Below are 23,792 nucleotides of genomic sequence, written 5' to 3'. Positions count from 1 at the left end.
TCCCTAAGTGTCAGGTCTCGCCTGGTCATATACACGTTTTCGAAAAAAAAATCGGGGTGTTCATGCTGCCAGGCCTTGAGGGTTTACACCGGGGTCCGATGCCCCAGCGCCTTCTGGCCGATGTGATGGTTGTACAGCCGCTGGTAGTGCCACAACGCCTCGTCCAAGTGCTGGCCAGGGTCGAAGTGGCGAGTGCGCAGCAGGTCGGCGATGCGCCCGTTGAAACGTTCGACCATGCCGTTGGTCTGGGGCCGCTTGGGTCGGATCAGGCTATACTCGATCCCGTGCACGGCGCAAAGCCGGTCGCAAACGAGCTTCGAAATTCCTTTCATATCACCACCTTGATTCGCTAAGCGCGCCACAGGACCAGAATTTTTTGGTTAGAGGGCGAAGCCGCGCGAACGCACCGCGCACCCTATCCATTACCCCAAGGCTGAAACGCAGACTCGATGTTCTCGAAGAGGGACGAGAACATCAGTCAGATTCCAGGAACCCACCCGATTTGCAACCGCCCGTCAGTCCACCAGATCCAGTACGCGCTCGCGGTACTCGTCTTCCGTAATCACACCGCGGTCTCGAAGCTGTCGGAGCGCCTTAATATCCGCCTCCAGTTCGCTGGATGGCTGAGCCTCGGCGGGGCCGTCGGCGATGGCCTGGTGCAGACGCTCGTCGTCCAGGGCCTCGTCGATGGTCTCCCACAAGGTCCGCGTGAGGATCTCTTCGAGCTTCTCGATGGATGCAAACACGCCGCCCCCGGCACCGCCCTCGACGTTGCTCGAGCGCACGGAATTTTCGTACGCGACCTGGCGTGAGCCCTGCTCGATCAGGGCGACATCCAGTCTCGAATACGCCTCGCGCCGCATCACCTGGTTCGAATCCAGTTGCTCGATATCAACCTCGAGAATGAACTCCCCCTCGCCTTCCTGCGCCAGCATGCCGCGCTGTTCCAGCCCCGTGATGAACTGTTCGCGAACCACCTCGGATACCGGCTCCTCGGTCTCGAGCGTCTGCAAGGGATTTCCGAAACCGCCCCGAATGGCCCCCAGCCAGTTCGCGCCGTGCTGGCGACTGTCGGTCACGGTCCCCATCTCCACATTTGCCTCGCCGGCCACAGCCGCATCACGGCTCGAGGCCGGATCCAGCGTGACCGGTGTGGTCGTACACCCGGCCAGAAGCAGCCCACCCAACACCAACCCTGCCAGTCGTCCGATGATCACCCTGTCTCCTTTTCAAGTTGCGCGGGCCGCGCCCGCGCGCCGGTGTATACATCGCGCCGGTTCAAAGAGGCGCGCTGGCTCCACGATGGATTTCGATCGCCGCGTCTTCGCGGAAAAGATCGTGGCCGCGTTCGCAACAAACGCGTGTGGTCGAGAGGGTGAATGCGCCATCCTGGGCTCTGCCCTCTTCCTCCACCCGCGGGGACGCCACGAACGCCTGGCACTGCACACAACGAAGGTCTCCCGTGGTCGCCGACAGGATCTCCCTGTAGCGGCCCCGCACCTCGGCTCGAAACACCTCCGGAAGATCCGTGGTGGCATCGCCCTGATCATCCGCGGCCTGGAGCCACAGGTGGAAGGCCCGGCGGACCCCGTCCGGCCTTGCGGCGACCACGGGCTTGGGACGCGACTGAATCCAGTCCGCCAGGTCACGCGCAGGTAGTATCCATTCACAGCCTGTGGTCGTCCGGCCATTCTCCGGCCACAGGAGCCGTACGCGAGGGCCACAGCGCGGCAACTCCAGCAGGAGATTGCCGACGGTCCAGGCCTGGACGTCCGCTTGCGTGGCGGGGCGGCGGCGACCGGAGAGTCCCAACCAACCATCCCGCAAAGCACGAAGGCCCTTCACGCACGCGCCTCTGATCGGTAGGCGACCCGGGCCGATTCCAGCTCCCGGGCAATCGCATCGCGCAGCGCCTTCGGCCCGACCACCTCTACGCCCGCACCCAATCCGAGCAGCCACCACTTGAGGCGGGCGGTATCCCGCACGGTCGCGGTTACTCTGGATGTGCCATCGGCCTGCGCCTCGATTGTCTGATCGTCCGACAAACGCGCCTCGTGGAGGTGGTAGGCCAAGTCTCCATTCACTCGAATGTCGAGCTGGATGCGCTCGCCCTCGGGGTAATCGAAGGCGCCATCCCGGATGAGTTGATCCAGGTCGAACCCATCGACGGGATCGCCGGCGGGGCAGTCCGTCAGCGTGGCCGCCTCGATGCGGTGGGCTGCCAAGTGAAGGACATCCTGATGGGGCTCGATGGTCGCGAGCAGGTAGGTGACCGGCTCGCGGAACACGAAGGCCAGAGGGTGGATTCGGTGATCCTTAACGCGCCCACGCGAACGGGAGCGGTAGGTGATGTCCAGGCAGCGGCGCTCCAGCAGGCCCTGTTGAAGGACCGGGAAAACACCCTTGGGCATTTCGGGCGGATCCAGCGGGGGACCGTTCGAGAGAATACGGACCCGCTCGGGCCACAGGCTCAGGCCGGAATCCTGACCGGCGGCATCCAGCACGTCGCGCGCTCGTGAGATCTGCGGCTTCAGGCGCTCGCGCGCGGATGGCGGTAACAGCCGCGCGGCATGCGCATCCAGGATCTGCAGGGTCAGGGCTGTCTCCGGGTCGAGCGCGGGGACATCCTGAAGCGGTGCCTCGGACAGCCAATACCAGCCGTACGGGCGATCGCGTTCATCACGCCCCAGCGGCAGAAAGGCCGACAGCGCCTCAAGATCCCGCTCGACGGTGCGCAGGGTGGTCGTGAGGCCGCGGGCCTGAAGTCGTTTGACGAGGTCCGGCGCGCTCGCACGCCGTGGATGCCGTGGCACCATTCCCAGCAGCAGCATCCGCCGCTGCAACGTGGCACGCATTCCGTTGCCCTGATTCATATCCGTCCCCTTCACCACTCGGCTTCGCCGCCTGCCTTGAGAGGAAGCCTGACACCCGGGAACCCCCAACGCAAAGCCGGGGGATGGCATCGCCGCCACCCCCGGTGCTGGAAGTCTGCTGAGAATGGCTTTCGACGAGTACGTGCAGGCTCGCTGGCGTCCGCTCAGAACCGATAACCGATACCGAACTGCACACGGGTCGCGCCGGGATCGATATTCAGGTCGCCGTACGATTCGCTGCTGTACGCGGTGTACGACACCTCGCCACGCATGAACCAGTTGTCGTCACGTTGAACCTCGACACCCGCACCGATCCGGGGACCGCTGATGTGATCGGTCTCGGAGGCATTGTCGAATGCCGGGCCACGGACGCGGCTGCGCACATCGGTGCGCTGATAACCCAAAAGACCATAGACGAGCACGTTGTCGCTCACCAGTCCGCCGATACGTCCGGTGACTCCGTAGCTGTGACGGGCCTCGACGCTCGCGCGGCCTTCTCCGTCGATCGACACGGAGGCATCCGCATCCTCGGCCTGGGCGTCGATTTCGATACCGCCGTAGACGCCTCCATCGGATACGCCGCCATAGCCGGCGAAGATCCCGCCGGTGACTCCAGTACCGCTCAGTCCGGAAAGACTGCCGACCCCACTCACCGACGTGTCGATATCGTACGAGGCTCCTCCAATCTGGCCGCCGACATAGCCGCCGTTGAAACCCGACGCCTGCGCCTGGGCCATTCCAAGGCCAAAGATTGCCACGATCGTTGCGGCGGAAATGATCCGTTTTTCCATGTTGATTCTCCCCTTTGATGTGAACCGAGCCCGTCGGGACTCCGGATCCACGAGCGTGCAGGGGAGGAGCGTCAATTCATGACGCCTGAAAATCGCGCTCAATTGATCTCGTAGAGAATCCGACCGTCCGGCCTTCGAATACGCGTGGGCGCCGAACCCGGCCCCTCTTCAACTGTACCCAGGATGCGTCCGTCGGGTGCGCGGATGTAGGTCGACCCATAGCGCTTCTCGTCGATGTAACCGGTGATACGGCCATCCGCGTCACGGATCAGGGGTTGGCCCGTGTAGGAATGATCACTGGTGGACGGCTGAGAGGCCGCACATCCGGCAAGCATCATCAAGGCAGAGGCTACTGCGATATAACTGATTGGATCTTTCACGTGACGCCTCCGGGGCATACGCAATCCGGGTCCACTATCACGCCTTGACGCGACCATTATCGTCGCCTGTGTCGATCAAAGTGAATTTCCGGCAACCCTACTGGACGTTGCCGGAGCAAGTCCGACCCGCCCCCTACTGGAGCCACCCATGAAAACGAATCCCGACCCTGCGCCCGACTCGCTCGAAGTCCTGGAGGGGATAACCCTTCACCCGGAGTTCGTACAGATTGAGGACGGTTCGCGCGTGGTCCTGCTGCGCGAGGGGGAGTTCGTCCAGATGCTCGCCGCGCTACATCAGTACGAGGCGCTGCGCGAACACCTCGGAGGCGACCCACTGTCGGATGGACGCTGATCGCCTTCGTGCGCTTGCTTTGAGCGCGGGTGATACGCTCGATCCATGGCATTGCTGAAGGTTGGCGAAAAGGACCGCGACGGCCGCCAGAAGCGCATCGAACATACCGGGCGTTATCTGCGCGCGAGTCGCACGGGAGGCCTTGCGCTGCGGGCGCAGACACGAGCCGCGGGCGTCAACCTGACGGGCAACACCAACCGAGGGGTGCGCGTCTCCACCCGTCTGGCCACGAACACCCAGGTCGCCTTCCAGAACGGTCGCTTCATTCTTCGAGGGCGGTACGGTTCGGATGCCGCCAAGTTCAACCTGTCCAAGTCCGGCGTCACCGTCTCTACCAAAACCCCCATCGGCTCGTTCAACTGGATCCGGCCCGGGCGTTCGTCGGCAAAGATCGCGGGCGTGCAGCTTCGCGGGCACAACGCAGCGGCCATTCAGGGGATCTTCGCGCTCGTCGCCAGTGTTTTCTGGTTGGTTCGGGGCATTCTTCGTCTGTTCACCGGGATCATCGACGGGACGGTCCGGTTGGCCGGCGCCGCCCGGGCCCGCCGCGAACTCGCACAAGAGGAAGCCGCACGTCCGACGTTTGAACGGGAAGCTGTCGAGGCGCTTGGCGAACAGGTCCTTGCTGAGCATGGCGACGACCCTTCTGGCTGGACGGCACGGGATCAGCTCGCCGCCGTGGCCTTCGCTTTTCTGGTGATCGGTCGCGGTGCGGCGAGCGCCCCGCCAACAACGACCCCCGATGGCTCCACATCCGCTGCCGAAACCGCCCTGCTCGAAGATCTCCAGACCGCCGGTAAGCGCTGGAAAGCTTGGCTGGGTTCGTTGCCACCAGAAGATATCGAACCGGCCATGGGCATCCTGGTGGTTCTGGCCCGGAATCTGGCCAGCGCCGAGTCTCCCGAGTGGCGAGGCGAGACGCTGCTGGCACTGGATGATGCCTGCCTGCGCGATGGCCCCAAGACCCTGCTGCAGGAAGCGATGATCGATCTCACCGCCGAGGCCATGGGCATAGAGCTGGTCCTGGAGGGCGAGTGATGAGCGCGGCACGCCCCGGCACGCTCGATGCGCTGGTCCAAGTGCATCAACACCTGATCCGGAACCCTGGATCCACCGAGACCTGTGCCGCGTGGCGAGCCTACTGCCGCGAGCATCGCTGCCAATGGGTAACGACCTGGGATACCGAACCCTACCGGGAAACGAACCCAGACGAACTCTCGCTGCCCGGGCACGATCGGTTCGACGACATCCCACAGGAGGCGCTGGACGAGGCGGTGCTGCAGATCGTCGATACCGAAGGACCGGTCCACCTGTTCATCCTGACCCGAAGGTTGCTGGACGCAGCGGGCTTTTCAAGGGCGGGCTCCCGAGTCCAGGCGCGCATCCACGAGGCTCGGGCCCGGCTGGGAGCGCAGGGTTTGATCCGACTGGACGGTGAGTTCTCCGGGCGCCCGGAACAGTTCGCGGTCCCCTGCCTGCGGGACTGGAGCAACCTGCCGGATGCGTTGCGCCAGCTCGACCACGTCCACGACTCGGAACTGATGCTGTCGCTGGTGCGCACCGTGGCGGAGGCCGGCACGCTCGAACGGGGCACCGCCATGAACGATGCCCTGCACCGGATGGGGTTCATCCGGCTGACGGACAATGGCCGAGAGCGCCTCCGGGTACCGCTGGAGCGCGCGCTAGAAATGGCTCTTCTAGTAACCCAAAACGGCGTTCTCGAGGCCGGGACAAAAGCCTTTCACCGGCCTCGGTCTCCTGCGGACCCGATAACGTCCCTGCGGTAATCCCGGGGTCCCAAGAGCCTCAGCAGCAACCGGGCCATTCCCGCACAGCCGCTACTCGACGGCCCGGCCCAAATAGCCCCTGATGCGCGACAGGCCCTGCAATCCCTCACGACTGACGACTTCGACCGGGGCGCAGCCACCGAACGCACGGTTGTGCGATTTCATCCAGCGATAGGCCCTGTCTCGCTCATGCGGAAACAACAGGCGCAGGTCCTTGTGGATCCCCAGGATGTGGCCCGCACGATCCAAAGCATCGCGCTCATCCGGTAGTGGCTCTCCTCCGCGATAGTGCGAAAGCGCGTCCAAGTCGCCCGGCGCATGGCCCAGCATCGTGAGGGCTTCGTCCGTTTCAAGGCCCCAGTGATCCAACGCCTGCATCACCATTTTCGCCAGGGCGCTTCGGTCATGGGCCGATACCTCTAAGTGCGCTGAATCCGTCATGCAGCCTCCGACTCCTTTTGCAGCCCATTTCGCCTGTTACGAAAACACCCCATGCTCGATCCGGTGGAGAACCGTTTCGACCATCTCTGCACCCTCATCCGAGTCCAGCAGATCGATTGGCGCCGACTCAAGAACCCGATTCCTCGCCCGCATCCAACGTTCCGCTTTTTCCGGATCCTCAAAGATCACAGCTGCCTTCTCCCGGATGCGGGCAACGCGTGCCTCAAACTCGCTTTTCTCTGCCACGGCTCCGTTCCTATGCTCGTGCTGACTCGGGGTTCCTTGAAGGTAGCACCAACCAGTAGGCATACGCTCCCAACGATCTGCCCACCGGAGCCACCTGGCGCCTCCGCCGCGGCGTGGCTCCAATGCCTCCACGTGCACCTTCCCCTTTACGAATACACGCCATGCTCGATCCGGCCCAGGATGGCCTCGACCCTGTCGGCGCCCTCCTCCGTCTCCAGAAGATTGATCGGGGCATCGCCGAGCACAAGGTTCTCCGTGCACATCCAGTCATCGACGATTTCCTGGGTGTCGAAAACCGATGCGGCTTTCTCGCGGATCCGGGTGATGCGCGCTTCAACTTCGCTCTGCTTGGCCATCGCTACCACCTGCCTGAGTACCCGTTCCGGACTTATTCACCACGGTAGCACTACCCCATGGCCTGAAGCCCTTCAGGCGATCGCTTCGATCAATCCGGAGTCGTCTTCGGTTGGGCGGTTCACGCGCGTTGAAACGGGATGATAGACCAAGGCATCCGGGTTCAGACGGACGGTCCCGGCTCGGATGGCCTCACGCTCCGTCCGTTCCGGATCAAGCCAGTCCCAGCGACACTCGGCATCCAGTACCAGCGGCTCGCGGTCGTGAATGTGCGCCAGACGCTCGGATGTGGGTTCGGTGATGATCGCGCAGCAGGCGCCGCCGTCGCTTGTTGTCTCCCAGATGCCCGCCATCATCAGGATGTCCTGCGGCGCGCCCTCGGCCAGGGTGATGTAGTACGGCTGCTTGCCGTCATCGGTCTTGCGCCACTCGTACCAACCATCGGCCAGCACGATGCAGCGCCGGCGGGCGAATGCAGACCGGAAGTACGGACTTGTGGCGACCTTTTCGGCGCGGGCGTTGATCGGCCGAGGACCGTCCTCCACCCGCTTCGGCCGAAAGCCCCAGAACATCGGCTGGAAGGCAGCGGATGTTTCGTCGCCGGCGCGGAATGCTTCGAGGTCCGTGCCGGGTGCAACGTTGTACCGAGGCGTGTCAAAGGTCTCGTCGACCGGCACCTGGAAGTACCGCATGCCGAGTTCACTCGTCGCGCTGTAGCGCGTCATACGTCCGCACATCCCATCGATTCCTATCGAAAGGGCATGCCCTTTGGCATCGCCTCTATGCACCCGACCGTGTTCCTTAATGCCGCTATTCGTTCAAATTGACCGGCACTAGGAGCAGTTTTCCGTGAAGCGGAGAACATTCACCTAGGGCATTTGATCTCGTACGCAAGCGTAACCCTCACCGGCCGAGGGACTTCGCGGCTTTGGGCATCCCAAGCGTTTCCTTGACTAGACTCGCCCTTGACGGCAAGCCGTGTCCCCACCTCGCTCGCCTCAAGCATGACCGCGAGGAGGCAGCCCCATTGTCATTACTACATCAGGATGTTTGATGTCCCCCTCAACTACGAGTTCGGCTAACGCTGCCCGAGGAAGAGCGGCTCGACGACATCGTTTGGGGGGCACTGCGGCAAAACGGCAGGACAGCACTGGTGCCCGCGAAGCACGTCAGTAACGTTCGGTATCCCGCACTGTACGAACCGTATCAACGGCGGTTTCCCGCATGGCCGGCAAGCTCTGTCGCAAGTCGGCACGTGAACGAAATCTCGGGGGATCCCCGGCAGGTTGAACCACACGCGCGACGGGCCGACCTCGACGCAGGATGCATACCTCCTCGCCCCGCTCCACTTCTTTCAGAATGCTGGACAGCTGTTCTCGCGCGTCGCGGACGTCAATCTCTTTCATGTGGCCCCAGACCCTAGGAGTTAGGTAACGGAGGATTCTATATCGCACGAGCAGGTTCCCCTGTTTCGTGCCCGGGAGTAGCTGAATACCGTGTACGGTGGGGCCACGCAGGACGAATAGCATGGCGATTACGATCCATTCGAACGCGTGCACCACACCCCAGATCCAGCGAGCGCTGCAGAAGCGCGGCCGAGCGTGAACGAGCCCGAACTGGCCCGGCGCTACGGGATTACCCGCATAACCGAGCGTAAGCGGCGCTACCGCCGGGACGTGGAAGCCGGTCCCATTGCCCAAAGCGACTGCATACCACTCTGATGATCCGGCCCAAACGGCCCCAGACCAACGGTATGGCCGAACGCTCCAACGGGCGCATCGCCGACCTGCTGCGCACCCGCCACTTCGACTCCGGTCTGCACCTGGACGACGCCCTCTGCGGCACTACCAGAGGCTGTACAACCATCACATCGGGTAGAAGGCGCTTGGCATCGGACACCGGTGGAAACCCTCAAGGCCTGCCAGCATGAACGTCCCGATTTATTTCCAATAACGTGTATATGACCACGCGAGACCTGACACTTACTCCTCCCCAACAGCAAATTGCACTCCGAAAATGCCGAGGGGATGATCGAAGCACCGAGGCATGAACCGATGGTCGTTCCGCTTGCGCACGAAGCGCTCCAGCCTTCGAAATCTCATTCCACTCCCGCGCCTAAAACGACCTGTGACATCCAAGTCCCGATCCGCTAACGTCCGTCAGTGAACAATGCATGGAATCCCGAAGGCTCGATATCATCGTGCCCCAAGCCATCCCGTAACAGAGAGGACGCATGGACGCGCCTTTTCCTAGCAGCGACTTTAGGCCACTAACTCATCAAGCCTATCTTGGGGCGTACCTACCCGGCACAGGAGGCGATCACACCATCCCGGGAGAGTCCCGTTGATTTCGTCTACAGACCCGTGGGCTCAGTACCGAGCCATCGAATCGCCCCCCGAGCACATCGACGGCAGGGCCCAGTTGGCCGGGTATGTACTCTTCCCAATCCCAGCCACCGCCACCGGGCAAGTCGCTCACGGGGCGATTGTCGCTCGTACCATCGAGCGCATACTCCAGCAATACGGGCATCGTTTCACGGTCGAACACACGCACCTATTGACCTGTTTGTGCGATGAAATTCGTCAACTCCATGAGCACTACGTCGCTCATGATCCGCACCGGCCCTACTACGGTCTGGGTACATCGGGGAACATATTCTCTGCTCTCCATGATCACGACGCTCAACATCGCGACGTGGATGCCCTGAGATGCTGGCTCCTAACAGCGCTCTACACCTATGGTGCATCACCGGAACAGCGCGGCGTCCCGCAGTTCATCAAGCGTCTGGCAGCACACATATCCGCTACCAAGGAATCTACATCCACTACTCGCCAGCTCCACGCTGCACTCGCAGCACACGGTGCGATTCCGCGAGCCGATGCCAACATCTTGGCCGATACGTTGAATTTCCAAAAGAATCCTGCCCGAACCCTTGCCTTGCAGTCCCTGGAGGCCATCCCGTCAAGAACTCCCATCGAGCCACAGGCCCTTCGTTCGATCGAAGCCGTGCAGACGCCGGACCATGCCCGACAGGATCAACCCAACGACTTGGCGCATCCTGCTGAACGGCTGGAAGACAACATACTGCAGGAGTTGCCCGCCCCCGACAGTCGTCTGCGATTTGGTGCGCACTTGATACCCGACACAGACGCCAGCCTCTCCGCCGAGGAGGCTAGGCTGCTCTACCACGCCCTCACCCAAGGGCTCAAACGTCGATTGCATACCCGCGAAGGGGTCATCGACTTCGTTCTCGCCCTGATACTGACCACCTCGCGCTGTGCGTCAACGGTCATCGGCGCACTGAAAGCATTCCACGCAGACCCTCTGGACGGAACACCCGCCCCCGGCACCACCCTTAAACTCACGGACACGTACTGGGAATCCCTCAGAGATAGTGAAGTTGTCTACCCGACCGTCGAAAGCGTTGTCGAGTGGCAGGCAGACCACTACCCCAATCTCCGGCTTCCATATCCCAGCGACATATCTCGGTTGTTTTCGCTATTTTTGAAGTCGGACTACGACCTCGACAAAATTAGCAAACCTGCTCTCGAATCCCGAATTCGGGAACACTCCTCAACCGTCGCAAGAATTAGCCAAGTCCGAATCCGGAGAACGCTCCCCGTGCTTCTCTATCAAGCCTGCGGCCACCCACGAACTAGCCAACTGGTTGCAGGGACGAATGGTTTTATTTCCGCGGCACCACTTAGCTACTATGCCCCTTTGCATGAGACCATCGTCAAACAGTACGCGGCCGCTCTGGACTTTGCAGACATAACGGTTCGCACAAACGTAAACTATGCTGCGTTCCGCACCGGAGCTCCCCGTGCGGCCATCAATATCGATTTTCTCCGTGATCGATTGCATCAGACGCAAAAACGCGTCCAGGAAAGCCGTCCAAAACGCCGTACCCTCGCGAGCGCTATTACGTGGCTAACTGAACTGATGCGCCATACAGCTCTGATGTTCGCAGCCGCCACAGCCCATCGAGTGGGGTTCGGCTTGTCCCAATTCCGGATCAGCCATATCGTGGCATATTCCGATCAATCACCCGGGATTGCCTATATCGCCGACAAGCGCACTAAGGGTGATGACCGAATCGCAGTACTCCCTCGACCTGTTCTCCACCAGATCGATCACTTGGTCTCATTGCTCGGATGGATTCGAGACGAACTCCGGATTTTCGGCACTGAACGGGAAAAACAGGCCGCACACTTCATCGACCAATCACTCAGCGGCAAATCCCCCCTGTTTTTTTCCCTCGACCCCAACGATCTTAGCCCACGGCTTCTACGCGCAGGAGATCTAGAACAACACACACAAATCCCCATAGAAATCGGGCGACTTCGTCATCTATTCGCCACTCGGATGGAAGAACTTGACGCCCCGCCTTGTGACATACAACAGCACATGGGACACCGCCACCTCGGTGAACCCTATGATGTAATCGACCCCGACGCACCTTACTCGTTCGCGGTGCGATTCGCGCCGTTCATCGAACGCTACTTGACAGACCTTCGGCTCGAGGTCGTGTCGACCAGCCACAAATTGGAGGAAACCCGATCGACGTGTGACAACCTTACGGTCAGGGCGTTCTTTCAGACGTCGAACCTTGGTCGATCAGGGTCCGCATCGCCCGGCCCCAAAGCCGATGACGATGACGATGACGATGAGAATAATTTCCCCATCTCGAACATCCAGCCAGACCACTTACGTGCATACCGGATCACACGGGCGCTTGAAATGGTGCTCATTGGACTGCTCGAAAGCAGCGATCCGGAGCAGTTGGAGTCGCCCCAGGCCCAACAAGCTGCGGTCTTGCTCTGCGTCATTTGGGGGCTCACCACGGACCCCGAAATGCTCAGCCGATTGCTTGATGAGGGCCATTTACGGCGAATACCAGGGGCGCCGCACGTCGCAGCTCTGATGCTTCCCCGTCTCGATGCAACCCAGGGGGTCCAGCTGCTTTCCGCGAAGCAGGCAACCGTATTTCGACTCGCCCAGACCGGAGACCACAGGCACTTAGCGAGTGATACCGGTCTCAAGGCCCTCCTCAGCCACGCGCCCGCTCGTGAAATACTCGGGCGAGGGGTCCGCCTAAAACAGATATGCTGGACCGCGAGCATGGCGCGCAGACTTACGGCTCCCGGAAATCGTGCCGCTTGGGAACGCGGAGCTCTGAAGGTGACCGGCCCACGAAGCAACCGACTCCTCGCCATGATCACGGGCCTACGAGTCACCCCTCCGGTCGAACCAGATCTGCCAACCGCCGGGCGCACGCCCTCCCGGGTCCGGACGGGCGCGGGTCCATTCGATGACTTCGTCTCCATGCGCATAGCAATCCGTCGATGGCGCGACGACCAAGTACCCCACCGCGTCCAAGCCGTGATCAAAGCCGCGGACCAACTGACCTCAATATCGCCCGCCGGCTCCATTCCGCTGCTCCTGGCCCGGGCAATCCGTCATCACATGACGACCGCCAAGCGTGCTCGAAAAATTCGCGCCTCTACCACCTATCAGTATGTCACCCAACTCAGTAACGCCGTCGAACTCGCGTTTGTTAGCGACCCGAGTGAAGATCCCCGGGACTCTACCGAGCTGATCCTCACTCACGTCTGCAGCGACCTGCGGAAGATGAAACCGGTCGCTTGGGTCCTGCGCCATAACCGCGATCACCCAGAGGACATCCCACGCGAAGTCCAGGCACTCCTGGCGGACGCTGGGGAGCTTGGGATAACCAATGCTCGCGCCGGCGATCCCATCACAGGGCCGGAGTCAGAGCGGATACTCGAGTTTCTAACTCCCGCGCCCTCACTGCAGTTGCCGGAGCGAATGAATCCCGCTCCACGGGTCATCCACTATGCAGCAACGCTACAGGCTACGTATATGCTCCGCACCGGCGAGCTAACAACTCTAACCACTGATGCCCATCTCATCACTCCCCATCGGTCTTGCTTATGGGTCCATCCACGTCGCCATCAAAAACTCAAATCCGTCGCATCGAAACGCCTTGTTACAAACTCTTTAGACATCGAAAAACGACGGGAAATGGACGATTTGTATACCCGCATGACAGGGCCAGAAGCGGAACCCAGCGCTGCACGCGATTTGCTCCCAATCCCTCAGAATCGCACGCCGCTAGACTGGCAACGGCACTACCATTCGACGTTCTCACACGTCGGAGCTCAGCTGTTCGAATCTGATGGACCGCCACCCTTTCGCTGCCACAGCTATCGACATTCGTATGCGACCCACGCCGGATACGCGATCCTACCTTCACATTTTCCGGGGCTAGAGCTACATCTACCGCGCGACTCCTCTCCCACGGCCACCGTTTCTCGACTATCACTGCGCGCACAATATCGATACATCTCGCGGCAGTTGGGTCACGGGCATCCTTGCACAACCCTCGAACACTACGATCACTCCATCCCTCTGATGACAGATGTATCACATGGCTGGTCCGAGCCCAGCAACCGATTCCTCGCAGCGTTGGTAGGGAGAAGCCCCGGGGCCTTATCGCAGGCCATGCTGCGCAAGAGGCGCGCCAAGCAGCCTGAACATGCCGCAGTCATCGGAGCACTACGCTTGGATTCCCTGGAATCCGACTGGACAGTCCGTGAGTATCCAGAAGAGCCGAACGGTCCAATCCAGGCCACCACCGACTATTACCCACCTTCGCCCATGGGCAATAGCGCCAGGCACCGCCTGATGCAATTTCTTTACACAGCCATCAGCCTACGGGAGGGCCGCTCGGATGTCGAAATCGCCAGCGCTCAGGACAGGACGGTCGGTCAAGTCTCGGCGGACCGGTCCACCCTACATTCGATCGATCAAACCCTGCGCCTCAATGTGCTTAGCGGTAGCGTTCCTGAAAGGCGGAAAAGCCGCACAGAATCCCTCATTACGATTTTTCCGGACCTATGCCAATTGCCACGAGACAAGCTCGCCTCGCTGAGCTTGGAACTCATGACTTCAAAGCCGGACGCTGACCAAATCGTGAGACGATTCCTTCCACAGACTTCAATGATCCCAAAAATTGGACAAGTCCGCCGCAATCTTCTTATCCTAGCGACACAGTCGTATCTCACCACCACCCCATAATCCGGAGGAAGAAGTACATGGATGTACGAGAAAACCGAAATTCGATCGAGGTAAGGATTGAAGCAATCGAACGTCGAACTGCCCACTCCCTTGCCGTGCAATTTCTGCATGATATTCAGCCTATGCGCCTGAGTGCCGACGAAGAGCCACAGGAGACATTAATCAGGCGAGATGATGTGCACGTGACCCTCATATTCGTGTTCCGGGATCGCGCTCATATAGAGCCTTTTCGGAATGCGCTATCCGCGCAAGTCGGAATGCTGCGGAATAAGCTTGCATCAGCGAGCGCACGCGACAAGAAACAGCTCCGAAGATCGATAGAGAAAATGACGGTCGATGGTCTGCCCGCGAACGATAATTACGTCCTAGAGCGACCATTCATACCGAAGCCCGAGGGAGAACCCGCCACTCTAAAGGTTGAGGAACCGAAAGTACGATTCAAGATCACTGCTAATCTTTTCCCCAGGCGAGCACTCCCCCTCCCAAATACTCGCAGGATCGACACAGAAGTAAAAGGATGGGCGGCAGAACTACCTCTCGGCTTTACACACGGTGGAGGAAAAAAGCTGGATTGGCTACAGCCGAGAGATGAGGTGCAGGTGCTAGAGGCTCTTTTGGCGGCGCTTGAGCTGCGTCTGCAGGAACTTAGGCGTGATCTCGCAACAGCTGGTTTTGAAGACGACGGATAACCATGTAGGGAACGGCGATTACGTCATTCTTGCGGGAGACGGGTGGACCTTCATCAAAATGGCTTACCGCGATGCCGTGGTTGAGAGCGGACAGCATTGCTTAACAGCTCGGCGCCCTGATCGGGGTCATGCAAGCGTTTCTGGCAAAGAGTAACTCGTGCTGCGTCCACTGCCCGGGTTCTTCTTCAACGCGCCCCGGCCCACCAGGTCCGCAATATCCCGCTGTGCCGTGTCCTGCGAACACTTGGCCATCCGGGCCCAACGCGAAGAGGTCATCCCGCCTTCGAACCCATCCAGCAAGCGATTGAGCACCTTGATCTGTCGGGCATTGAGCGGCTCGGTGGCGAACCGCTCCCAGAATTGTGCCTTGAACAGCACGTGCTCGAGTGCATCCTGAGCGCTGTCCAGCGAACGCTGCAGGCAGCCCAGGAACCATTCCAGCCACAGGGTGATATCCAGGTCTTCCTGTTTCTGGGTCCGCTCCAGGATCGCGTAATAGTCGCTGCGTTCCCGAAGGATCTGCCCGGACATGCTGTAGAAACGTTCCGCCGAACCATCCGCTCGTGCCAGCGCCATATCGGCGATCGCCCGCGCGATACGCCCGTTTCCATCCTCGAACGGGTGAATCGTCACGAACCAGAGGTGAGCCAGCCCCGCCACCAATAGCGGATCCAGCGGTCCAGGTGTCTTGAACCAGGAGAGGAAAGCGTCGACCTCCCCCGGGATTCGTTCGGCCGGTGGCGCGGAGAAGTGCACCGTCTCCCGGCCAACGGGACCCGACACCACATCCATCGGCCCTTCTTCGTCATCCCGCCAGCGCGCGACCGGAATCCGCGTCATTCCGCTACGTCCCGTCGGAAACAGCGCCGCGTGCCAGTCGAACAGCCGATCCACTGTCAGTTCACGGTCAAAGGCCTTCGTGGCATCCAGCATCAGTTCGACCATGCCGTCGACATCCCGCCCTGAAGCGACCAGTCCCCCGGCCTTCAGCCCGAGGCGACGTGCCAGGGAAGAGCGCACCTGATCGAGGGGGAGCCGTTCGCCCTCGATCGCGCCGGAATCCACGATATCCTCCGACAGCATCCGAAGCGACGCTTCCTCGCGCAGCGCGAAACCCAACCCCTGCATCCGCCCGAGCAGCCGACCCTGCTCGCGCGCGGCCGCGGCCAGCATCGGCGCGATATGTTCCGCGTCCCACTGCCAGTGGGGCCAACCGGTCAACTCCCAGATATATAGCACGCCAATCTCCGCATAATATGCGGAGATTATGCGGATCTTTCTCCGCATTTCCAAGCGTATGCGGAGTGCGGCGGATGCCGAGCGCATCTGACGCTGTAGGTCTTCTTCGACGGCCAGAGTAATTGTCGTTAGATAGATGCCCGCGTCCAATGGGCACCGCACGGCGAGTGATCAGGGCACAACGAGTGCCATGCGCCTTTGCAGCTCGAGGGCGTTTTCGGATGCAATCCTGCGAAACGTGGAACGGATGCGGGTGTCATCCGACACGGTTTGCCAGTACCCGATCGCGGCGTGACAAGTGGCGACCCACGCACCATGTTCACGGGGCAATGGCAGGGCGGGCTCGAACGTCACGCGCGGCAACTCGCCACCCGGGAGCGGCGCGTAGGCCATCGGGAGCATGTCGTAGACCGGGCACAGGACAAGCCGACCGCCCTCCGGTCGAAAGGCGAGATTGCCCAGGTGCATGTCGTTATTGGCAATCAGTCTTCCGAACCAGGTGATGTGACGGATGGCTGCAACCGCCTCCGGCGCCAGCAGACGCTTGTCGGCGAGTCCCTGGGCGAGGGCGTCCCATGCCAAAGGCGCATGGCCAAGCAAGGCCGCGTTCACGGTCTCCAGCGTCACCACCGGGCTGCGGCCGAACAGTCCGTTACGATCGAAGCGCTCGATCTCCAGGAACGTGCGACCCTGTTGCTGGAGGATTCGGCTGGGCGGACTCTGCACGCCGGGGAGCGCCGCGACCGCCTCCAGAGCCAGATGCTCCGCCACCAGCAGATCGGACCAGCGCTGCACGGTCGCGGACTCGTCCGCACCCGAAAACTTCACGATGACGTGCGGACTATGACTGCCCTGCAGGTCCCGAAGGGCGGTGAACTTCGGGAACTCACCCGCAGCACTGGAGCCCGCAAGACCCAGCGAGATGGCCTCCTCCGCCGCCTTCACATACATCCCTTCGATTTTATCCGCCCCGAGAATCGGAGGGGGATCCAGGCGGGCCTTCTGCCAGCCCTTGAATGCGACATCACCAACGACCAGGTTGCCCGGGAGATCGGACCCCACACGACTCAGAACCCAGAGGATATCGTCGTCACTCCAGGCATCTGGATTGGGTGACACCCCGAGCGTGTCTTGCAAGCGATGCGCCAGCTGGCGCCCGAGGTAGCCCTGGGGGCGCATATCGTACAAAGGGTATGGCAGACCGGCCCACCATCCTTCGGGGGTCTCGTCGTCATCTTCCAAAGGCCAATCCGAGCCACCGAAGTCGGCATGGCAGCCCTGTGGCTGGATGGGCGAGAGCTCCGTGAGCTCGTGCGGCTGGCCGGCTTCATCAATCACACGGATGGGAGTGGGCGCGAAGTCGCCTCGCAGCGCTCTGCGCAGAGCGTAGCGAGTACGCCGGGCCCGCCCGGCCGCAAGCACGGGCTCGGGCGTCTCCTGCAGCAGTCGGTGAAGGGTGGGGACCGACAGCCCCAGCTCGCGGGCAAGATCGGCTGCACGCACCGGGGCGAGTCTGGCAAGCGCCAAGCCGAGCTGCTGATGCGCTGCCTCTCGCTTGCTCCTCATCCGAACCTTCCAATTGAAATGATTATTGAGAAGATACTACATCATTAAAGGTCTGATATATAACCCTTCGATTTCTCTCCCAAGCATTTGGTGAAACGATTCTATGGACGAACCCGATCCTGGACGGGACAGGTCTCGGCTCGCCCAGTTTGTGACCGGATTTGTGACAAAAACGGGGCGATACAAGCTCGGGACTCAAGGCTCGATCCCGGAAACGCACCATGACCGACTCCCCCACCCTGTCGATGTACTCTGCCCTGCAGCGGGCCTTCGATCATTTCAACGAACAGCTTTTCGACAACGAACTGCCGCCCTGCCTGATCACGCTGCGCAGCTCCCGCCGGCAACGCGGCTACCACCACGCCGAGCGCTTCATCTCCGGTGACGGCACGATCATCCACGAGCTGGGTGTTCATCCGGGGTACTTCACCCTGAATCCTCTGGAGGTCGCGCTGTCCACGCTGGTGCACGAAATGGTGCATCACTGGCAGGAATGCTTTGGCCGACCGAGCCGCTCGAACCACCACAACCGGGAGTGGGCCGGCAGGATGGAAGCGATCGGTCTGGTGCCGAGCGATACCGGCCTGCCGGATGGCAAACAGACCGGACGCCGGGTCACGCACTACATCCAGCCCGACGGTCCGTTCGCCCGGGCCTGCTCGGACCTGCTGGCCACCGGGTTCGAACTGCCCTGGTTCGACCGGCATGCCCCCACCGATCCCGAATCGGTTGCCCAGGTGCAGGAGGCCCTGGCCGAACAGGGGCTGGCCGTGACCAGCGCCCCCGCGCCGGCCGAGACGATCGCGATACCCGACGATACCGAAAAACCGGCGGTGTTCGCGCCGCCCGCGCCACGCCCGGATCCCCGTGTGCGCATGAACTGCCCGACCTGCGAGGCGCGGGTCTGGGCCCGACCGGAAACCGAGGTTATCTGTGGATCGTGCATGGAGCCGATGAGCCATCTCTCCGACGAAGCAGGCTGACCCGGCCGGCGCCGGATCAACGAACGGGCATGCCGAGAATGGCCGCGACTACTCGCTCCTCCGCCGAGCTGTGAAGCGGGAGGGTGGCAAACGCCTCCAGCACCTCGGGTCCCAGTTCGGCCTCCGCCTCAATGAGATCCTTGCGCAGGTCCCGCAGGCGCAGAAAACCCCGGCGCTGCTGGGTCAGGCGGCGATACCAGTAGGGACGGATAAGCTCCAGCCAGCGATTGGCGAGTGCCTCCCAATCCGGCTCGCCGCCCGTCAACGTCTCCGGCTTTTGCGCCAGCAGATTGCGCAGATCGAGGTAGGCGTCGAGTCGTGTCTGCTCCCTCTGGCGAGCCGCCTCCTCGCAAAAGCCCTTGAGGACCTCGGCCATCTCCTGCAGGGCACGTTGCTTGCGCAGCGGCAACTGCGCCCGCTCGGCCTCCGGGAGGCGCTCGGAAAAGTGCGCCAGCCATCTCGCGGCCGGCTCGTCGATTTCACCATTGGGTGGATCGGGCGCCAGTCGCTCGCGAAGCGCGGCGGCCACTTTGTCCAGTGAAGTCGCGGCTTCGGCATCCGGGCCGGAGAAGAAGAACCAACGCGGTGCGCGGTCCGCACTGCCGGCCAGGCAGAAGAAGGCCCATACCGTGTCGCTGGCCACCACGCTGACCCGCGAAAGGACCCGCACGGAGCGCTGACGGTAATACTCGTAGATTTCGGATTCGACCAGCGCACCCGCGCCTTCCACCAGTCCGCGCACTGCGGCAAAGGCATCATGCGGTTCGGCTTCCTCGATGGAGCGAGCGGTACGCTCGTATTCGCGGATCAGGGTGTCAGCGTCAACGCTATCCCGTGACCGCTGTTCCAGGTCTTCCGGCAACGGGAGATTGGTCCCAAGAAGTTCCGTCACCGCATCGGCCCGGTCCAGGAAGCGAGCATCGGCACTGAGAGCGAACTCCTCGGCATCCCGAGGCCACCAGACCTCGACCTCGGCATGGGGACTGTCGAGGCGATCGACGCGCCCAGTTCGCTGTTCGGCCACGCGTATCACCGAGGGCATGTCGAGATGGACCAGCGCCGAGGCCGCCTGCAGGTTCACCCCCTCGGACAGACTATCCGAACACAGCGCCACGCCGGCCTGCTCGTCGTCACCCGGCCGAAATGCACGGAGCACCGCCTGGCGGCTTCGCTCGTCGCTGCCCGTGGCCTGCCAGATCTCGACGCCCGGCAGCCGCTCTTCGAGCTGGGCGCTCAGGGCCGCGATGGTAATCAGACGGCTGTCGAAAGCCAGCACCCGTTCGTGGCGCGCCGCCAGTCTGGCCAGATGGGCGACCTTGGCGTGCTCCCGCGCCGGACTCATGGCGCGCACCTCGTCCAAGACCTGCGAGAGGATCCGGTGATCGTGCGCGTGGGCTGATGCCCAGGCGTCCGCATCGGTAAGCCACGCAGGCAAGGGCACGCCCAGCCGGTTCTCGGGCACACGCCCGGGTTGCTTGAGCTTGCCCAGGACATCTCCTGTATCGGCGGACTTGGCGTAATGCTCCAACCCGAACTCGGCCCGAGCCACCGTCGTTCCGCACAGGTGCTCGACCAATGCCGCACGCGAAGACCGCAGGGCCGCCATGACCCGGTAGCGGACCAGCTTGTGCGCCCCGAGCAGCAGGTTGTCACGATACTGATCCTCGGTGAGCCCCTGCTGCCGTTGTACGGCGCTCAGCTCCAGGACCACCGGAATCTGGACCACGCCAAAGAGCTGATCGAGAAGCCCCCGGATCCGACTGGCGCGTTCACGGTCGGTAGCCGGTTCCCCCAGGGAATAGCTGTACGAGCGGTGCTCCGGATACCGGCAGGGCCGCCCCGAGTGATCCCGATAGGCCTCGGGCTCGCGATCAATCAGCGCATTGAACATGCGCTTGGTACGGCGAATGGTGAATGTACGGATCTCGTCCCGCAGCCGGGCGGCCTCATCGTCGCCCAGTCCGTGCCAGCGACCGGGACGATTGACCCTTTCCAGGGCTTTCAGCGTGCTCGGCTGCAGGTTGTCGGCGCCGAGGAGATCCGCGATCCGGACCAGGTCATCGACATTCCGGTTGATCGGCGTAGCGGTAAACAGCAGCACGTCATCGGCAAGATGGTTGGTAAACAGCCGCCGTGTCCGGCGCGAGCGGCGATTGTGGAAGTTGTGGCACTCGTCCACGGCCAGCAGGCGCGCCCGCCTCAGGGCATCATCCAGCTGCCATGCCTTGCGGCTGCCGTGACTGAGCAGGCCAACCGAAAAGACATCCAGCGCGGTGTCGGCCCGGGAGGCCTCCCGCTCCCACTCCTCCACGACCGTCGATGGTGCAATCATGACCGAGCGGGGCATCCCGCCCGCCCCCTGGATCCGCGCCTGCTGCGCCCGCAGGAGATGCGCACCCATGCGCGTCTTGCCGGAACCCGTCGCATCCGCAATCAGCACCGCAACCTGACGATCCAGCAGATACAGCGCCTGTGCGATCCCCTGACGCTGGGCCGGCCACAGCGCACGGAAGGCCTCGCGGTCGACCTGCTGCAGAAAACCCTTCGCCCAGTCACCCTCCAGCAGCTCCCCGCAGGCGCGGGCCAGCGCATCACGCCACCCGACGACATGCAGCAGACGCTCGAGCAGCGCCAGAAGCGCATCGGTGTAGTCATGCCCAAGCGACCAGAACTGCTCGGCCAGCGCCGCCGCCTCGCGGTAACGCCTCGGTTCACCCGTTGCAGTGAACCGCGCATTCGCCTCGTGCTGACGCTCCAGCCCGTTCTTGCTGAAGTTGCTCGAGCCCAGCGTTACGGCCCCCGCCCCGAGATAGATCTTGGCGTGCAGCGGCCGCTGCGTGTCGGGCCAGTACCGTGCCTCGACGGCGCCCTCCCGGAGCCGCTCCCGAAAATGAATCAGCCGGGCCGACAGGCGCAGGGAGATCCCTCTATCCAGCCAATACTGCTCGACCTCTTCGGGAAAACTCGACGCCTTCAGACTGCGGTGACCACCCTCCCCTGCACTCGGCTCGTTACCAAAAAGAACGCGAAGCGGCCGAACCTCCCCCAGATCCGCCTCCAGACGGATGAGCTCTTCCAGTGCCCCGTAGCCCGCCACCACCAATGGCGAATCCGCAGACACCAGGTCCGCAATCACCCGCTCGCGCACCGTCCGCCCGTCGACATTGAGCGGGAAACGATCCGGCGGTGGCCAAAGGACCTCCACATCCACCTCTCGCGACTGATCCGGGAAGTCGCTGAAGAGGTCAGCGGTGCTACTGGCAACGGGGAAGGGATCTTTTGCGCTCATGACCACCTCGGGGACAACTCCAAGACTAGCGCACGTGACACGCATCAGGCATGCGCTAGAAGGCCACTCAGACGCGCCAAGCCTGTGCCAGCTTCCGTGACAGTAAAAGCCCTTGCCCCCTCGTCTGTGACACTCCCATTCGCGACAAAAGCGGGGCGATACAATCCCGGAACTCAGCGCTCGATCCGAGAACACGCAATGACCGACTCCCCCACCCTGTCGATGTATTCCGTCCTGCAGCGGCCTTCGATCATTTCAACGAACAGCTGCCTGTCTGATCACGCTGCGCGGCCCCCGCCGGCAGCGGGGCTACTGTACACATCCCCGGATTAGATCCACGCCACAGACCCGCGCCGTGGCCCGAACAGTCTGGCCATGGTCGACCACCAAACGGATCCTCCGCTCTCGACCACGGGGGCCCATTAAGGCATTTTGATGAAGGTTCACGGGGCGTCCTCCTTGGAATCGCTCAGTCGGCAAACTCAGCATCCTTCGGAGTCGTCCCGTAGACCACCTATTGGGAGATCACATCTAGTTCCAGCCGCTAGCGGGCACTCGTACCCCCCCTGTCGGCTCCCCAGCAGGGGACTTATTTTTGGTGCCTCGCGGCCTCCCAGACCCGCTTATCCACCACGAACGTCCGCCACATCCGAAAATCGAGTTGACAGTTCTACGCCCGAGCCTCACGCAAAATGTCGCGCGCAGTCGCGATGAAGTCGAGATTGTGAGGACGCTCCCGGTCTGCACGGCGCATCGTGATGGCAAGGTTGCTCCACAGACCGTCGTGACCAAGCCGGACACGACGGGTCGCGACACGCTCACTCTCTCCCCCGTTGAGCCCCGCCTCCAGCTCGGGCAGGGCCCAATCCGGCAAAACCGCCACACCACGGCGGCTCGCTACCAGTTGCAGCAGCATCGCACTAACCTCGGTCGTCCGGCGCGGGACCGTCACCCCGGCCGGGTGCAGAAAGCGCCGATAGATATCCAGACGCTCCTCGCTGACCGGGTAGGTGATCAGCGTCTCCCCGCGCAGATCCTCAGGCAACACGCAGGGCCGCTCGGCCAACCGGTGGCCGGCCGGCACCACGAGCAGGTTCTCGTACTCCATCAGGTGTACCGACTCGAGTTCGGGATCATCCACAGGGTCGACCGCAACGGCGACATCCACGTCACCGTTGCGCAGGGCGTCCAGTGCCGTGAATCCATGGCTAAGGGTAAGATCCAGCTCCACCTCCGGCCAGTGCCGTCGAAAGGCACCTACCGCCGGCATCAGCCACTGAAAGCAGCTGTGGCACTCCAGCACCAGAAACAGTCGGCCACGTCCGCCGTCGCGGATCTGCACGACATCACGCTGCGCGGCGGTGACTTCGGGCAACACCCGATCAGCCGCCTGCAGTAGCCGTTCTCCGGCAGCCGATAACCGCACCGGACGCGTTCGGCGTTCGAAGAGGGTCACACCCAGTCGGTCTTCAAGCTGGCGCAACTGATGCGACAGTGCCGACTGAGTTACGCAAAGGCTATCAGCTGCGGCAGTCACACTCCCCAACCGCACGATCTCGCAAACCGCCCGCAGATGCCGGAGCTCGAGTACTCCCGACAGATCATGAGTGGCATTCATGGTGTCCGTGAAGAAATATCGTTTTACTCATGCATCAAGCATGACGAGACTGGGCGCCGTGTTCAACCCGGAGTCTATAGATC

20 protein-coding genes and 1 pseudogene are annotated in these 23,792 nt (G+C 62.1%); 6 read left to right on the top strand and 15 right to left on the bottom strand.

What is annotated here, in order from left to right:
• Positions 1 to 3: 3 nt before the first annotated feature.
• From F791_RS13145 to F791_RS13345, 6 genes and pseudogenes are all read right to left on the bottom strand, one after another.
• Positions 4 to 305: pseudogene (locus F791_RS13145) on the bottom strand (integrase core domain-containing protein); the annotation flags it as partial.
• Between the two features lie 210 nt (positions 306 to 515).
• A complete protein-coding gene (locus tag F791_RS0101415; protein ID WP_018174074.1) occupies positions 516 to 1,217 on the bottom strand; it encodes a YajG family lipoprotein in 702 nt (233 codons plus the stop codon).
• A 61-nt stretch (positions 1,218 to 1,278) separates the two neighbouring features.
• The gene (locus tag F791_RS13745) at positions 1,279 to 1,845 is read right to left on the bottom strand and encodes a hypothetical protein (protein ID WP_018174075.1); all 567 of its coding nucleotides are present in this window, start codon (positions 1,843 to 1,845) and stop codon (positions 1,279 to 1,281) included.
• Complete coding sequence (locus tag F791_RS0101405) at positions 1,842 to 2,873, bottom strand: YafY family protein (RefSeq protein WP_018174076.1); 1,032 nt, start codon at positions 2,871 to 2,873, stop codon at positions 1,842 to 1,844. Before F791_RS0101405 ends, F791_RS13745 begins: the two co-directional genes overlap by 4 nt.
• A 164-nt stretch (positions 2,874 to 3,037) precedes the next feature.
• A complete protein-coding gene (locus F791_RS0101400; protein WP_018174077.1) occupies positions 3,038 to 3,664 on the bottom strand; it encodes an outer membrane protein in 627 nt (208 codons plus the stop codon).
• A 98-nt stretch (positions 3,665 to 3,762) separates the two neighbouring features.
• Positions 3,763 to 4,002, bottom strand: coding sequence for a hypothetical protein (locus tag F791_RS13345; protein ID WP_018174078.1), 240 nt, complete (start codon positions 4,000 to 4,002; stop codon positions 3,763 to 3,765).
• Between the two features lie 190 nt (positions 4,003 to 4,192).
• Here F791_RS13345 and F791_RS0101395 point away from each other — a divergent pair, with 190 nt between their 5' ends.
• Genes F791_RS0101395 through F791_RS0101385 form a run of 3 tightly spaced genes read left to right on the top strand, consistent with a single transcriptional unit; the run spans position 4,193 to position 6,183 of the window.
• Complete coding sequence (locus tag F791_RS0101395) at positions 4,193 to 4,396, top strand: hypothetical protein (protein WP_018174079.1); 204 nt, start codon at positions 4,193 to 4,195, stop codon at positions 4,394 to 4,396.
• Positions 4,397 to 4,441: 45 nt separating this feature from the next.
• Positions 4,442 to 5,434 (top strand): hypothetical protein, encoded by a 993-nt coding sequence (locus F791_RS0101390; RefSeq protein WP_019592070.1) that lies wholly within the window; start codon positions 4,442 to 4,444, stop codon positions 5,432 to 5,434.
• Positions 5,434 to 6,183: a DUF3320 domain-containing protein gene (locus F791_RS0101385; RefSeq protein ID WP_018174081.1), complete on the top strand. Its 750-nt coding sequence runs from the start codon at positions 5,434 to 5,436 to the stop codon at positions 6,181 to 6,183. Before F791_RS0101390 ends, F791_RS0101385 begins: the two co-directional genes overlap by 1 nt.
• A 51-nt stretch (positions 6,184 to 6,234) precedes the next feature.
• Here F791_RS0101385 and F791_RS0101380 read toward each other — a convergent pair whose 3' ends face one another.
• From F791_RS0101380 to F791_RS0101360, 5 genes are all read right to left on the bottom strand, one after another.
• Positions 6,235 to 6,567: an MbcA/ParS/Xre antitoxin family protein gene (locus F791_RS0101380; protein WP_026305341.1), complete on the bottom strand. Its 333-nt coding sequence runs from the start codon at positions 6,565 to 6,567 to the stop codon at positions 6,235 to 6,237.
• A gap of 93 nt (positions 6,568 to 6,660) precedes the next feature.
• Positions 6,661 to 6,870 carry an MbcA/ParS/Xre antitoxin family protein gene (locus F791_RS0101375; protein ID WP_018174083.1) on the bottom strand — a complete coding sequence of 70 codons (210 nt, stop codon included), beginning with the start codon at positions 6,868 to 6,870 and terminating at the stop codon, positions 6,661 to 6,663.
• Positions 6,871 to 7,016: 146 nt separating this feature from the next.
• On the bottom strand, positions 7,017 to 7,226 hold the full coding sequence (locus F791_RS0101370) for an MbcA/ParS/Xre antitoxin family protein (RefSeq protein ID WP_018174084.1): 210 nt from the start codon (positions 7,224 to 7,226) through the stop codon (positions 7,017 to 7,019).
• Positions 7,227 to 7,298: 72 nt separating this feature from the next.
• A complete protein-coding gene (locus F791_RS0101365; protein WP_018174085.1) occupies positions 7,299 to 7,949 on the bottom strand; it encodes an SOS response-associated peptidase in 651 nt (216 codons plus the stop codon).
• 444 nt (positions 7,950 to 8,393) lie between these two features.
• Positions 8,394 to 8,630, bottom strand: a complete 237-nt coding sequence (locus F791_RS0101360) for a type II toxin-antitoxin system Phd/YefM family antitoxin (RefSeq protein WP_026301057.1) — start codon at positions 8,628 to 8,630, stop codon at positions 8,394 to 8,396.
• A 937-nt stretch (positions 8,631 to 9,567) separates the two neighbouring features.
• Here F791_RS0101360 and F791_RS13740 point away from each other — a divergent pair.
• Together F791_RS13740 and F791_RS13655 are read left to right on the top strand one after the other, a co-directional pair.
• Positions 9,568 to 14,325 carry a hypothetical protein gene (locus tag F791_RS13740; RefSeq protein WP_038056868.1) on the top strand — a complete coding sequence of 1,586 codons (4,758 nt, stop codon included), beginning with the start codon at positions 9,568 to 9,570 and terminating at the stop codon, positions 14,323 to 14,325.
• 17 nt (positions 14,326 to 14,342) lie between these two features.
• Positions 14,343 to 15,014, top strand: coding sequence for a hypothetical protein (locus F791_RS13655; RefSeq protein ID WP_155996919.1), 672 nt, complete (start codon positions 14,343 to 14,345; stop codon positions 15,012 to 15,014).
• 126 nt (positions 15,015 to 15,140) lie between these two features.
• Here F791_RS13655 and F791_RS0101340 read toward each other — a convergent pair whose 3' ends face one another.
• The gene (locus tag F791_RS0101340; RefSeq protein WP_018174089.1) at positions 15,141 to 16,253 is read right to left on the bottom strand and encodes a Fic family protein; all 1,113 of its coding nucleotides are present in this window, start codon (positions 16,251 to 16,253) and stop codon (positions 15,141 to 15,143) included.
• Between the two features lie 171 nt (positions 16,254 to 16,424).
• The gene (gene yjjJ / locus F791_RS13135; RefSeq protein WP_019592068.1) at positions 16,425 to 17,819 is read right to left on the bottom strand and encodes a type II toxin-antitoxin system HipA family toxin YjjJ; all 1,395 of its coding nucleotides are present in this window, start codon (positions 17,817 to 17,819) and stop codon (positions 16,425 to 16,427) included.
• A gap of 221 nt (positions 17,820 to 18,040) precedes the next feature.
• Between yjjJ and F791_RS0101315 the strand changes: the two genes are divergently transcribed.
• Positions 18,041 to 18,802 carry a SprT-like domain-containing protein gene (locus F791_RS0101315; RefSeq protein ID WP_018174092.1) on the top strand — a complete coding sequence of 254 codons (762 nt, stop codon included), beginning with the start codon at positions 18,041 to 18,043 and terminating at the stop codon, positions 18,800 to 18,802.
• 16 nt (positions 18,803 to 18,818) lie between these two features.
• Here F791_RS0101315 and F791_RS0101310 read toward each other — a convergent pair whose 3' ends face one another.
• Positions 18,819 to 22,091, bottom strand: a complete 3,273-nt coding sequence (locus F791_RS0101310) for a helicase-related protein (RefSeq protein WP_019592067.1) — start codon at positions 22,089 to 22,091, stop codon at positions 18,819 to 18,821.
• A gap of 670 nt (positions 22,092 to 22,761) precedes the next feature.
• Complete coding sequence (locus F791_RS0101305) at positions 22,762 to 23,709, bottom strand: LysR family transcriptional regulator (RefSeq protein ID WP_081622244.1); 948 nt, start codon at positions 23,707 to 23,709, stop codon at positions 22,762 to 22,764.
• Between the last annotated feature and the right edge of the window lie 83 nt (positions 23,710 to 23,792).

The organism is Thioalkalivibrio sp. ALRh (assembly GCF_000381425.1).
GTDB lineage: Bacteria > Pseudomonadota > Gammaproteobacteria > Ectothiorhodospirales > Ectothiorhodospiraceae > Thioalkalivibrio.
This window is presented reverse-complemented; position numbering and strand designations above follow the sequence as displayed.

Bases quoted from the DNA above. Each gene is read 5' to 3' on its own strand.
- F791_RS0101365 (WP_018174085.1), bottom strand. From the start codon at position 7,949: ATGACGCGCTACAGCGCGACGAGTGAACTCGGCATGCGGTACTTCCAG.
- F791_RS0101315 (WP_018174092.1), top strand. From the start codon at position 18,041: ATGACCGACTCCCCCACCCTGTCGATGTACTCTGCCCTGCAGCGGGCC.
- F791_RS0101395 (WP_018174079.1), top strand. From the start codon at position 4,193: ATGAAAACGAATCCCGACCCTGCGCCCGACTCGCTCGAAGTCCTGGAG.
- F791_RS0101360 (WP_026301057.1), bottom strand. From the start codon at position 8,630: ATGAAAGAGATTGACGTCCGCGACGCGCGAGAACAGCTGTCCAGCATT.
- F791_RS0101400 (WP_018174077.1), bottom strand. From the start codon at position 3,664: ATGGAAAAACGGATCATTTCCGCCGCAACGATCGTGGCAATCTTTGGC.
- F791_RS0101390 (WP_019592070.1), top strand. From the start codon at position 4,442: ATGGCATTGCTGAAGGTTGGCGAAAAGGACCGCGACGGCCGCCAGAAG.
- F791_RS0101380 (WP_026305341.1), bottom strand. From the start codon at position 6,567: ATGGTGATGCAGGCGTTGGATCACTGGGGCCTTGAAACGGACGAAGCC.
- F791_RS0101305 (WP_081622244.1), bottom strand. From the start codon at position 23,709: ATGAATGCCACTCATGATCTGTCGGGAGTACTCGAGCTCCGGCATCTG.
- F791_RS13345 (WP_018174078.1), bottom strand. From the start codon at position 4,002: ATGATGCTTGCCGGATGTGCGGCCTCTCAGCCGTCCACCAGTGATCAT.
- F791_RS0101405 (WP_018174076.1), bottom strand. From the start codon at position 2,873: ATGAATCAGGGCAACGGAATGCGTGCCACGTTGCAGCGGCGGATGCTG.
- F791_RS0101310 (WP_019592067.1), bottom strand. From the start codon at position 22,091: ATGAGCGCAAAAGATCCCTTCCCCGTTGCCAGTAGCACCGCTGACCTC.
- F791_RS13655 (WP_155996919.1), top strand. From the start codon at position 14,343: ATGGATGTACGAGAAAACCGAAATTCGATCGAGGTAAGGATTGAAGCA.
- F791_RS0101385 (WP_018174081.1), top strand. From the start codon at position 5,434: ATGAGCGCGGCACGCCCCGGCACGCTCGATGCGCTGGTCCAAGTGCAT.
- F791_RS0101370 (WP_018174084.1), bottom strand. From the start codon at position 7,226: ATGGCCAAGCAGAGCGAAGTTGAAGCGCGCATCACCCGGATCCGCGAG.
- yjjJ (WP_019592068.1), bottom strand. From the start codon at position 17,819: ATGAGGAGCAAGCGAGAGGCAGCGCATCAGCAGCTCGGCTTGGCGCTT.